The sequence below is a fragment of the Pseudomonas sp. Irchel s3a18 genome, from assembly GCF_900187535.1.
Taxonomy (GTDB): domain Bacteria; phylum Pseudomonadota; class Gammaproteobacteria; order Pseudomonadales; family Pseudomonadaceae; genus Aquipseudomonas.
In genome coordinates this window covers 95,911-107,687 of sequence record NZ_FYDV01000018.1, presented here as the reverse complement: position 1 = coordinate 107,687, position 11,777 = coordinate 95,911, and the positions used below count along the sequence as shown (strand labels likewise).

9 protein-coding genes are annotated in these 11,777 nt (G+C 60.6%); 5 read left to right on the top strand and 4 right to left on the bottom strand.

The annotated features are described in order from the left end of the window. Positions 1 to 174: 174 nt before the first annotated feature. Both CKW29_RS21270 and emhR read right to left on the bottom strand, forming a co-directional pair. Entirely contained in the window at positions 175 to 1,059 is an 885-nt protein-coding gene (locus CKW29_RS21270) for a DMT family transporter (protein ID WP_095146830.1), read from the bottom strand. Positions 1,060 to 1,200: 141 nt separating this feature from the next. Further along, on the bottom strand, positions 1,201 to 1,851 hold the full coding sequence (gene emhR, locus CKW29_RS21265; RefSeq protein ID WP_095146829.1) for an efflux system transcriptional repressor EmhR: 651 nt from the start codon (positions 1,849 to 1,851) through the stop codon (positions 1,201 to 1,203). 266 nt (positions 1,852 to 2,117) lie between these two features. On the opposite strand from emhR, the gene emhA reads away from it, so the two are divergent. The 5 genes from emhA (at position 2,118) to CKW29_RS21240 (ending at position 10,561) form a co-directional block, all read left to right on the top strand. Further along, the gene (gene emhA / locus CKW29_RS21260; RefSeq protein WP_095082744.1) at positions 2,118 to 3,275 is read left to right on the top strand and encodes an efflux RND transporter periplasmic adaptor subunit EmhA; all 1,158 of its coding nucleotides are present in this window, start codon (positions 2,118 to 2,120) and stop codon (positions 3,273 to 3,275) included. A gap of 3 nt (positions 3,276 to 3,278) precedes the next feature. Then, positions 3,279 to 6,446 (top strand): efflux RND transporter permease subunit EmhB, encoded by a 3,168-nt coding sequence (gene emhB / locus CKW29_RS21255; protein WP_095149050.1) that lies wholly within the window; start codon positions 3,279 to 3,281, stop codon positions 6,444 to 6,446. Then, positions 6,443 to 7,903, top strand: a complete 1,461-nt coding sequence (gene adeC, locus CKW29_RS21250) for an AdeC/AdeK/OprM family multidrug efflux complex outer membrane factor (protein WP_095146827.1) — start codon at positions 6,443 to 6,445, stop codon at positions 7,901 to 7,903. The genes emhB and adeC overlap by 4 nt, the downstream gene beginning before the upstream one ends. A gap of 348 nt (positions 7,904 to 8,251) precedes the next feature. Then, positions 8,252 to 9,511 carry an OprD family porin gene (locus CKW29_RS21245; protein WP_095149049.1) on the top strand — a complete coding sequence of 420 codons (1,260 nt, stop codon included), beginning with the start codon at positions 8,252 to 8,254 and terminating at the stop codon, positions 9,509 to 9,511. Positions 9,512 to 9,661: 150 nt separating this feature from the next. Continuing rightward, the gene (locus tag CKW29_RS21240; RefSeq protein WP_095146825.1) at positions 9,662 to 10,561 is read left to right on the top strand and encodes a polysaccharide deacetylase family protein; all 900 of its coding nucleotides are present in this window, start codon (positions 9,662 to 9,664) and stop codon (positions 10,559 to 10,561) included. A 12-nt stretch (positions 10,562 to 10,573) separates the two neighbouring features. Here CKW29_RS21240 and pcaC read toward each other — a convergent pair whose 3' ends face one another. After that, positions 10,574 to 10,966, bottom strand: coding sequence for a 4-carboxymuconolactone decarboxylase (gene pcaC / locus CKW29_RS21235; protein ID WP_095146824.1), 393 nt, complete (start codon positions 10,964 to 10,966; stop codon positions 10,574 to 10,576). A 10-nt stretch (positions 10,967 to 10,976) separates the two neighbouring features. Continuing rightward, positions 10,977 to 11,768, bottom strand: a complete 792-nt coding sequence (pcaD, locus tag CKW29_RS21230) for a 3-oxoadipate enol-lactonase (protein WP_095146823.1) — start codon at positions 11,766 to 11,768, stop codon at positions 10,977 to 10,979. Between the last annotated feature and the right edge of the window lie 9 nt (positions 11,769 to 11,777).

The following is an 11,777-nucleotide window of genomic DNA, read 5'->3' as shown; positions in this document are numbered from 1 at the left end:
TTTGCCGATGTCGATACCGAGAAGCGTCATCGTATTCATGAGAGATCCTCCGTCCGAAAACGAGAAAAGCCCTGCAAGCGTAAACCTGCAGGGCTTCTCGGTCAGGCTGACCATCTCATTAGCCCCGACTCGCCAGAGCCGGGGGCTTTTGTGTCTGGAGTGATCCTGACCCGGCTAGGCCTTGCGCTGCCCCCATGCCACCGACAGACCGCTCAGGCAGATGACCGCGATGCCGACTATCGCGTAGCGATCGGGGGTGTGATCAAAAATCAGGAAACCATACAACCCGGCAAACAGGATCTGCCCATAGCTGAACGGCGCCAGCATGGCCGGTGCGGCGTGGCGGAACGACTGGGTCAACAGCATGTGGCCGAGCATGCCGCAAGTGCCCAGGCCGATCATGAACAAGCCGTGGGTCAAGGTTGGCGTGCTCCAGAAAAACGGCAGCAATGCGCTCATGATCAGGCTATTGATGATACCGGTGAGAAAGTTGCTGGTGGTCGGGCTATCAATGCCGGTGAGCTTGCGGGTCAACAACTGATAGAAACCAAAACACAGCGCCGAACACAGCGGCAATATAATGGACGGCGTAAACAGCGCGCCGCCCGGGCGAATCACGATCAGCACGCCAACAAACCCGCCAAGCACGGCCATCCACTGCCTTCGGGTCACGTGCTCGCCCAACAGCGGTACCGACAATGCGGTCACCAGCAGCGGCGCAAGGAAGTTCACGGCGGTGGCTTCCGCCAGCGGGATATAGCGCAGCCCCGTGGTAAAAAACAGGCTGGTGCCAATCAGGCACATCGCACGAAGGAATTGCAGCCCCGGGCGCTTGGTGCGCACCACTGCGGAAAAACCGCTGCGCGGCACAAACACCACCAGCATCAACAGGGTATGCACCACATAACGTGCCCAGACCACCATAACGATGGGGTAAAACCCCGAGAGGTATTTGGACAGGGTGTCATGGCTGGCAAACAGCAGGACCGCCAGGCAAATCAGCAGGATGCCTTTGATAGGTTGTTCGGCGGCGTTGGACAATGGCTGGCTGGCACTCATTCACACACTCGACACAAATTCCCTACAAAATACGAAGCCCGCTACCTATCAAGCCGGCGTGTGTGCGTATATAAAAGCACCCCATCGCCGCAGGACGAACGAAGCGATGACGATGCCATCCTCCGGGTGACACCAGCGGGCTCAATTATGCAGGTTGTCTTTCAGGCGCAGGCTGGGGCTCAAGCGCAGCATTTCCAGACCGCTGTCGACCCAGCGTTCGGCTTCCGTGTGTAACTCAAAGGCGTCAGGAGCCAACAGCCATTGGTACAGAATGCCATCGATGTAGGCGTGAATGCTCACCGCAGCACGGGCCGTATCGAGGTTTTCCGGCAATTGGCCGCGATTGACCGCATTACGCAGTGCCAGCCCGATGTGCGCATTACATTCCAGACTGAGCGTGCGACGTTGCTGGCGCAGATCACACATTTCATCAGTGAATTCACACTTGTGAAACAGAATCTCATTGATGCGTCGGGTCTTTGGGTCCAAGGCAACTTGATGAAACAAATGAATCAGCAGCTTGCGCATGCAGCCCAGCGGATCTTCTTCCTCTTCGCTTTCGCTGGCCCGGGCCATCTCGGCCAGCGGCTCATGCAAACTGTCGAGCATGGCCTGGACCAGGTCCGCCTTGTTGCTGAAATGCCAGTAGATGGCTCCCCGCGTCACGCCGGCCAGAGTCGCGATGTCCGCCAGCGTGGTGCGTGCAACGCCCCGCTCGTAAAAGGCTTTTTCTGCCGCTTCGAGTATCTGGCTTCGGGTTTCTTGAGCTTCCTCTTTGGTGCGACGGACCATGGCAGTAAAACCTCAATCAGGAATGCTTCAGCGATGCCTGAACATCATCTGAACAAATGTGGGGTGACCTCTTTCGGGTCGCTTCCCCGGCCTACAATTCACGCCTTGAAACAGCTTTCGTAACCAAATGGGCAAGCAGCCAAGGTATTTACAAACAACCATGAACGTAAGTATATTCCTTAGCAAGCTACTTATCCACTCAGCGCCATTTTTTTACCTTTCCACCTTTCTAGTGCGCACTGTGCGTGCCTGACCCGAGGATCTTCATGCAATTCAAGCCAGCTGTTACCGCTCTGGTCACTGCCGTCGCCCTGGCAGCCCTGCTCAGCGGATGTAAAAAGGAAGAGGCGGCCCCTGCCGCGCAAGCCCCTCTGGTCGGTGTCGTTACCCTTCAAACCCAAGCCTTTACCCTGACCTCCGAACTGCCGGGCCGGACCACGGCCTACCGAATCGCGGAAGTTCGTCCACAGGTCAATGGCATCATTCTCAAGCGTCTGTTCAAGGAAGGCGGCGACGTCAAGGAAGGCCAGCAGCTCTACCAGATCGACCCTTCGGTCTATCAGGCGACCCTGGCCAGTGCGCAAGCCAACCTGCAATCGACCAAGTCGATTTCCGATCGCTACAAACAACTGGTCGACGAGCAAGCCGTGAGTCGCCAGGAGTACGACACCGCCTTGGCCAACCGCCTGCAATCGGAAGCCTCCCTGCAAACGGCCCAGATCAACCTGCGCTACACCAAGGTGCTGGCACCGTTGACCGGCCGCATTGGCCGCTCCAGCGTTACCGAAGGGGCGCTGGTAAACAATGGCCAGACCGACGCCATGGCCGTGATCCAGCAACTGGACCCGATCTACGTCGACGTCACCCAGTCCTCGGTCGAACTGCTCGAATTGCGCCGTGAGCTGGAAAGCGGTCGCCTGCAAAAGGCTGGCGATAACGCCGCCATGGTCAAGCTGACCCTTGAGGACGGCAGCCAGTACAAGCAACAGGGCAAGCTGGAGTTCTCCGAAGTCACGGTTGACCAGGCCACCGGTTCCGTGACCCTGCGCGCCGTGTTCCCCAACCCTGACCACACCCTGCTGCCGGGCATGTTCGTGCACGCCCAGCTGCAAGCCGGCGTGAACAGCGCTGCGATCCTGGCCCCGCAACAAGGCGTGACCCGTGATCTCAAAGGTACCCCCACTGCGCTGGTTGTCGGCCCGGACAACAAGGTTGAACTGCGTCAGCTCAAGGCCAGCCGCACCGTTGGCAACCAATGGCTGATCGAAGATGGCCTCAAGGCTGGCGACCGACTGATCACCGAAGGCCTGCAATACGTCAAGCCCGGCGTTGAGGTCAAAGTCAGCGAAGCGACTAACGTAGCCCCGAAAAACCCGGCCACCGCACAGGTAACAAACAAAGCTGCGGGCGGCAAAGGGGAGTAAACCATGTCGAAATTCTTTATCGACCGTCCGATTTTCGCCTGGGTAATTGCCCTGGTGATCATGCTGGTCGGGGCTCTATCGATCCTCAAGTTGCCGATCAACCAGTACCCGAGCATCGCCCCACCGGCGATCGCCATCTCCGTGACCTACCCGGGTGCGTCTGCGCAGACCGTGCAGGACACCGTGGTCCAGGTGATCGAGCAGCAGCTCAACGGCATCGACAACCTGCGTTATGTGTCCTCGGAAAGTAACTCCGACGGCACCATGACCATCACCGCGACCTTCGAGCAAGGTACCAACTCCGATACCGCACAGGTCCAGGTCCAGAACAAACTGAACCTGGCGACCCCGCTGCTGCCGCAAGAAGTGCAGCAACAGGGCATCCGCGTGACCAAGGCAGTGAAAAACTTCCTGCTGGTGATCGGCGTGGTTTCGCGCGACGGCAGCATGACCAAGGACGACCTGTCCAACTACATCGTGTCCAACATGCAGGACCCGATCTCGCGGACAGCGGGTGTCGGTGACTTCCAGGTGTTCGGTGCCCAGTACGCCATGCGGATCTGGCTCGACCCGGCCAGGTTGAACAACTACAACCTGACCCCGGTTGACGTTAAAAACGCCGTTGCCGCCCAGAACGTGCAAATTTCTTCCGGTCAGCTCGGTGGCTTGCCAGCCCTGCCCGACACTCAGTTGAATGCCACGATCATTGGCAAGACCCGCCTGCAAACAGCCGAGCAGTTCAAGGAAATCCTGCTCAAGGTCAACAAAGACGGCTCCCAGGTTCGCCTGAAGGATGTCGCCGACGTCGGCCTTGGCGGTGAGAACTACAGCATCAATGCCCAGTTCAACGGCGCCCCGGCTTCCGGTCTGGCGGTGAAGCTGGCGACCGGCGCCAACGCCCTTGACACGGCCAAGGCCCTGCGCAAAACCATTGAAGACCTCAAGCCATTCTTCCCTGAAGGCATGGAAGTGGTGTTCCCGTACGACACCACGCCGGTGGTGACCGAATCGATCAAGGGTGTGGTTGAGACCCTGGTCGAAGCGATCGTACTGGTGTTCCTGGTGATGTTCCTGTTCCTGCAAAACTTCCGCGCGACCGTCATCACCACCATGACCGTACCCGTAGTGCTGCTGGGTACGTTCGGGATCCTCGCGGCGTTCGGCTTCAGCATCAACACCCTGACCATGTTCGGTATGGTCCTGGCCATCGGCTTGCTGGTGGACGACGCCATCGTCGTGGTGGAAAACGTCGAACGGGTCATGAGCGAAGAAGGCCTGTCACCCAAGGAAGCCACCAAGAAGTCCATGGGCCAGATCCAGGGCGCACTGGTCGGTATTGCCCTGGTTCTGTCGGCGGTACTGCTGCCGATGGCGTTCTTCAGCGGCTCCACGGGTGTGATCTACAAGCAGTTCTCGATCACCATCGTGTCGGCCATGGCCCTCTCGGTCCTGGTGGCCCTGATCTTCACCCCGGCACTCTGCGCCACCATGCTCAAGGCCATTCCGAAAGGCGAGCACGGCGTACCGAAACGCGGCTTCTTTGGCTGGTTCAACCGCAACTTCGACCGCGGCGTGCGCGGGTATGAGCGCGGCGTGGGCAACATTCTCACGCACAAGGCCCCGTACCTGCTGGCCTACATCATCATCATCGTCGGCATGATCTGGCTGTTCACCCGCATTCCAACCGCGTTCCTGCCCGAAGAAGACCAGGGCGTACTCTTCGCCCAGGTACAAACCCCGGCCGGTTCCAGCGCCCAGCGTACCCAAGTGGTCGTGGACGAGATGCGCGAGTTCCTGCTGCGTCCAGGCAGCGAGGGCGGTGAAGGCGATGCGGTTGCCTCGGTGTTCACCGTCAACGGCTTCAACTTCGCCGGTCGTGGCCAGAGCTCGGGCATGGCGTTCATCATGCTCAAGCCATGGGACGAGCGTAACGCCGACAACAGCGTGTTCAAGGTCGCGGCCCGGGCCCAACAGCACTTCTTCACGTTCCGTGACGCCATGGTGTTCGCGTTCGCGCCACCGGCGGTACTGGAACTGGGCAACGCCACCGGTTTCGACGTGTTCCTGCAGGACCGCGCCGGTATCGGTCACGAGAAGCTGATGGAGGCACGCAACCAGTTCCTCGGCATGGCCGCGCAGAGCAAAGTGCTGGCGCAGGTGCGTCCGAACGGCCTGAACGATGAGCCGCAGTACCAACTGGAAATCGACGATGAGAAGGCCAGCGCCCTGGGCGTCACGCTGACCGAAATCAACAACACCTTGTCGATTGCCTTGGGCAGTAGCTACGTCAACGACTTCATCGACCGTGGTCGGGTGAAGAAGGTCTACATCCAGGGTCAACCGGGTGCGCGCATGAGCCCCGAGGACCTGCAGAAGTGGTACGTGCGCAACAGCAAAGGCACCATGGTTCCGTTCTCGGCATTCGCCAAGGGCACGTGGATCTATGGCTCGCCGAAGCTGGCCCGTTACAACGGTGTAGAAGCCATGGAGATCCTCGGTGCCCCGGCCCCGGGTTACTCCACCGGTGAGGCCATGGCCGAAGTCGAAGCCATTGCCAAGAAACTGCCGGCCGGTGTCGGCATTTCCTGGACCGGCCTGTCCTACGAGGAGCGCCTGTCCGGTTCCCAGGCTCCGGCGCTGTACGCCTTGTCGCTGCTGATGGTGTTCCTGTGTCTGGCTGCGTTGTACGAAAGCTGGTCGATTCCGATCGCGGTGATGTTGGTGGTACCGCTGGGGATCATCGGTGCCCTGCTCGCCACCAGCCTGCGCGGCCTGTCCAACGACGTGTACTTCCAGGTGGGCCTGTTGACGACCATCGGCCTGGCGGCGAAAAACGCCATTCTGATTGTCGAATTCGCCAAGGAGCTGCATGAACAAGGGCGCAGCCTGAGGGATGCCGCCATTGAAGCCTGCCGGATGCGTCTGCGCCCGATCATCATGACCTCGCTCGCGTTCGTCCTGGGTGTGGTGCCACTGGCCATCTCCACCGGTGCAGGCTCCGGCAGCCAGCATGCCATCGGCACCGGGGTGATCGGCGGTATGATCACGGCCACGGTCCTGGCGATCTACTGGGTACCACTGTTCTTTGTCACCGTGTCGGCGATGGGTCAACGCAAGATTGCGGACCAGGATGACGACGCAACCGAAACTCCTAAAGAGGCTGGCCAATGAGCAAGTCGCTACTCTCCTTAGCCATCGCCGCGTTCGTGCTCGGTGGCTGCTCGCTGATTCCCGAGTATCAGCAGCCCGAAGCCCCCGTGGCCGGGCAATACCCACAGGGGCCGGCCTACACGCCGGCCCAGGCGGCAGGCCAGGCTGCGGCCGAACAGGGCTGGAAGCAGTTTTTCCATGACCCGGCCCTGCAACAGCTGATCCAGACCGCACTGGAAAACAACCGCGACCTGCGTGTCGCGGCCCTGAACATCGACGCCTATGCGGCTCAATACCGCATTTCCCGCGCCGACCTGTTCCCGGCGGTTTCGGCCAATGGCAGCGGTAGCCGTCAGCGGCTCCCGGCAGATGCCTCGCAAACCGGTGATTCGAGCATCAACAGTTCCTACTCGGCGACCCTGGGCGTCAGCGCTTATGAACTCGACCTGTTCGGTCGCATTCGCAGCCTGAACGAACAGGCGCTGCAAGCTTACTTCGCCACTGAAGAAGCGCGTCGCAGCACCCAGATCAGCCTGGTGGCCAGTGTGGCCAACGCCTACCTGACCTGGCAGGCCGACAAAGAACTGCTCAAGCTGACCCAGGACACCCTCGCCACCTTCGAAGAAAGCTACCGCCTTACCGCGCGCAGCAACGAAGTCGGCGTGGCCTCGGCGCTGGACTTGAGCCAATCGCGTACGTCGGTGGAAAACGCCCGGGTGCAACTGGCCAAGTACACACGCTTGGTCGCCCAGGACGAAAACAACCTGACGCTGCTGCTCGGTACCGGCGTGCCGGCCAACCTGACCGCGGCCAAGCCACTGGACGACGACCTGCTCAGCGAATTGCCGCCGGGCCTGCCGTCGGACCTGTTGCAACGCCGTCCGGACATCCTTGCCGCCGAGCACAACCTCAAGGCCGCCAACGCCAACATTGGCGCGGCACGGGCAGCGTTCTTCCCGAGCATCAGCCTGACGGCCAATGCCGGCAGCCTGAGCCCGGACCTGTCCGGCCTGTTCAAAGGCGGTTCGGGCACCTGGTTGTTCCAGCCACAAATCAACCTGCCGATCTTCAACGCCGGTGCGTTGAGTGCCAGCCTGGATTACTCGAAAATCCAGAAAGACATCACCGTCGCGCAGTATGAGAAGTCGATTCAGACTGCTTTCCAGGAAGTGTCCGATGGCCTCGCGGCGCGTCAGACCTTCAACCAGCAGTTGCAGGCCCAGCGTGACTTCGTACAGGCCAACCAGGACTACTACCGCCTGGCCGAGCGTCGCTACCGCATTGGTGTCGACAGCAACCTGACCTTCCTCGATGCCCAGCGTCAGTTGTTCAGTGCGCAACAGTCGCTGATCACCGATCGCCTGTCGCAACTGGTCAGCGAAGTAAACCTGTACAAAGCGCTCGGCGGGGGCTGGAACGCCCAGACCGCGAAGAACGAGCCGGTGAAAGAAGAAGCACCGAAGCTGAAGATGTTCTGATCAGCGCGTAAACACGAAGCCCACCTTTTGGTGGGCTTTTTGTTGACCTCGGGAAGCTGAGTTGCCTGGCCTGAAGCTTTCGCGAGCACATCCCCCCGCCCTCAAAAACCTGATCCATCCTTCGTTCGATAATCGCCCAAAAGCCCGTTTCGCCGATTGAACCTCTGCGCCCATCCCCCGCACCATTTGTCGTACAACACCCATGACATCAGGTTCGACACCATGCTCCCGCGCCCTGCCCCGTCCGGCTGATTCCCTTCGTTTACCCCCGATTCGATTGTTTGTCTGCAACCCCCGGGTTGCGGCATTGCCTCGCCTCATCCCTGACAATAAGAGAAACCCGAACCCATGACGCCCTCCACCACGCCGTATTTGTTTCCCGGCCTGATCGCCATCGCCATGACCGGCACGGCCCTGCCCGCCATGGCCCAGGAGTCTGGTTTTGTCGAAGACGCCAAGGTCAATCTGAACCTGCGTAACTTCTACATCAACCGCAACTTCACCAACCCGACCAAGGCTCAGGGCAAGGCCGAAGAGTGGACGCAAAGCTTCATCCTCGATGCAAAGTCCGGGTTCACCCAGGGCACCGTCGGCTTCGGCATGGATGTGCTGGGGCTGTACTCAGTGAAGCTCGATGGCGGCAAAGGCACCGCCGGTACACAGTTGCTGCCGCTGGACCACGATGGCCGGCCAGCCGACAACTTCGGGCGCACCAACGTGGCGTTCAAGACCAGGCTGTCGCAGACAGAACTGAAGGTCGGCGAATGGATGCCGGTGCTGCCGATTCTGCGTTCGGACGATGGCCGTTCATTGCCACAAACCTTTCGCGGCGGCCAACTCACTTCGAAGGAGATCGACGGCCTGACGCTGTACGGCGGGCAGTTGCGCGCCAACAGTCCGCGTGACGACAGCAGCATGAGCGATATGTCGATGAGTGGCCGAGCAACCGTCACCTCCGACCGCTTCAACTTCGCAGGCGCCGAGTACAGTTTCAATGAAAAGCGCACGCAAATCGCCGCGTGGAATGCTGAACTCAAGGACATCTACAGCCAGCAATTCCTCAACCTGATCCACAGTCAACCCGTGGGCGACTGGACCCTGGGGGCCAACCTATGGTTCTTTCATGGCCAGGAAGAGGGCAGCGCCCGGGCCGGTGATCTCGACAACAAGACCTGGTCCGGAATGTTCTCGGCCAAATACGGCGGCAGCACTGTCTACCTCGGCTTGCAGAAGCTCACCGGCGACAGCGCGTGGATGCGGGTCAACGGCACCAGTGGTGGAACGCTGGCCAACGACAGCTTCAACTCAAGCTACGACAACGCCAGGGAAACGTCCTGGCAACTGCGCCACGACTACAACTTCGCCGCCGTCGGCCTCCCCGGCCTGACCCTGATGAACCGCTACATCAGCGGCGACAACGTTCACACCGCAACCGTCACCGATGGCAAGGAATGGGGCCGCGAGAGTGAGCTCGGCTATACGGTACAAAGCGGCAGCCTGAAAAACCTCAACCTCAGGTGGCGCAACTCGACCCTGCGCCGGGACTACAGCAACAACGAGTTCGACGAAAACCGTGTGATCATCAGCTACCCCATCAGCCTGCTCTGACTCGATATAATGTCCTCGACCTGCTGAACCGTTCAGTGTCGTGACGTTCCTATGGGGACTTTCCCGGGAACGACTGCCTTGGCGCGCGGTAAATGACTGTGCGCCAACAGGTTGCCCCCTTCCTGATCTGTCGCCGGTCACGTCAACACTATGAAATCGATCCTCTGCTTTGTGTCTGCCCTCGCCCTTGCGCTCGGCCTCAGTGGCTGTATCGGCCCGCCGATCGCCCTGACGCCGCAGACCGAGCAGCGCTTACAGGCATCACCGCCGATCCGTTTCCTGCTGACCTTCGACGATGGCCCCAGCGCATCCGGCTGGGCCAATCCGTCACGTGCGATACTCGAGGTGTTGGCCAACAACCCGATTCAACCGGGCATCAAGGCGGTGTTCTTCGTACAGACACGGGCCCCACGGGCCGGTGGCAGCGAACGGGGTCGCAAAACCATGCTCCGTGAACATGCGGCCGGCCACATCCTGGGCTTCCACACTGCCACGCCGTGGCACACCAATCATCGTTCCCTTGATCCACAAGAACTCGAGCAGGCGCTCACCTGGGGCTGCGCCGACATCGCGTCGCTCACCGGCACACCGCCGACGCTGGTCCGTCCGCCCTTCTGGAGTTATGACAAACGCACCTTCGCCGCCTATCAACAGCATGGCTTGCAAGTGCTGCTGACTGACTTGAGCGCCAATGACGGCAAGGTCTGGGGCATCACTGCCAGCCCCCGCAGGCGCGCCAATCTGGTGCGGCAGCTGTCGGAAACCCGCGAACGAATCGCCAACGGTGAGTTGCCGACCGTGGATGGCGTCATCCCGGTGGTGGTGACCTTTCACGACCTCAATCGCTACACGGCCCGGCACATGGAGGAGTACCTGCAGATTCTGCTCGACAGTGCGCAACAGACAAGCGTGCGCGTAGACGCCAAGCCCTTCTACGATGATTCGACGGCGTTGCAGCGTGCGGCCATGACTCGCACGCTGCGCAATTCGGACGAGCCCGCGCGCTTACCGGGGGCGTGGAACTGGATCTGGGGCCGCAACCCCCATTGAGCCGGTACGCACTTACTCCCGGGACTCGACACCCAGCTCGTCCCACACCGATGCCGCCAGGTGGAAGGTCGCATTGGCTGCCGGAATGCCGCAGTAGATCGCACTCTGCATCAGCACTTCCTTGATCTCGGCGCGGGTGACGCCATTGTTCGCGGCCGCACGCAGGTGCAACTTCAGCTCTTCGTTACGGTTCATGCCGATCAGCATGGCGATGGTCACCAGGCTGCGGGTGTGCCGCGGCAAGCCCGGGCGGGTCCAGATGTCACCCCAGGCATGCCGGGTGATCATTTCCTGAAACTCCGAATTGAACTCGTTCAGGGTCTCGAGACTGCGGTCGACATGGGCATCACCCAGCACCGCGCGACGCACTTGCATGCCGTCGGCATAACGTTGTTTCTCGTCCACGGATATCCCCTCAATGACCTGACAGAAAGGTCAGCACACGCTCACTGAACGCACTACCGGCCTGAACGTTGGACAGGTGCGCGGCATAGAATTCGGCGTACTCCGCGCCCTGCACGCGCTCCTGGATGAAGTGGCTGCCCGAGGGCGGCGTGACCGCATCTTCGGTACCGGCGATCACCAGCAGCGGCACCTTGATCGAAGACAGTTGCTCACTGAAATCGGCATCACGAACCGCAGCACAGTTGGCCGCGTAACCCTGTGGCGAGGTGGCCGCCAGCATGTCAGTGATCTGCTTGGCCACCGCCGGATGCGCCTGGGAAAAGTCCGGGGTAAACCAGCGGGCAATCGAGGCATCACGCAGGGCTACCATCGCCGCGGGGCCATCGCGCAACACGGTTTCGATGCGCGGGTCCCAGATCGAGGACTCACCAATTTTCGCCGCCGTATTGCACACCACCAGCGAGAGCAGGCGCGAGCTGGCGTTGATCCCCAGCCACTGACCGATCAGGCCGCCCATGGACAGGCCACAAAAGTGCGCGCGCTCGATGTGCAAGGCATCCAGCAAGGCCAGCACATCGCGCCCCAATTGTTCGATGCTGTAGGGGCCCGGAGTGACCAGCGAACGGCCATGGCCGCGTGTGTCGAAACGCAACACCCGAAAGTGTTCGGCAAACGCGGGAATCTGCGCGTCCCACATGTGCAGGTCGGTGCCCAGGGAGTTGGACAACACCAATACCGGCGCATGCTCTGGACCGTCGAGCTGGTAGTGCAGTTCGCCATCGGCGAGTGGTACAAATGCCACGGAAATTCT

Coding starts and splice junctions, on each gene's coding strand:
- CKW29_RS21270 (WP_095146830.1), bottom strand. CDS start 1,059: ATGAGTGCCAGCCAGCCATTGTCCAACGCCGCCGAACAACCTATCAAA.
- emhR (WP_095146829.1), bottom strand. CDS start 1,851: ATGGTCCGTCGCACCAAAGAGGAAGCTCAAGAAACCCGAAGCCAGATA.
- emhA (WP_095082744.1), top strand. CDS start 2,118: ATGCAATTCAAGCCAGCTGTTACCGCTCTGGTCACTGCCGTCGCCCTG.
- emhB (WP_095149050.1), top strand. CDS start 3,279: ATGTCGAAATTCTTTATCGACCGTCCGATTTTCGCCTGGGTAATTGCC.
- adeC (WP_095146827.1), top strand. CDS start 6,443: ATGAGCAAGTCGCTACTCTCCTTAGCCATCGCCGCGTTCGTGCTCGGT.
- CKW29_RS21245 (WP_095149049.1), top strand. CDS start 8,252: ATGACGCCCTCCACCACGCCGTATTTGTTTCCCGGCCTGATCGCCATC.
- CKW29_RS21240 (WP_095146825.1), top strand. CDS start 9,662: ATGAAATCGATCCTCTGCTTTGTGTCTGCCCTCGCCCTTGCGCTCGGC.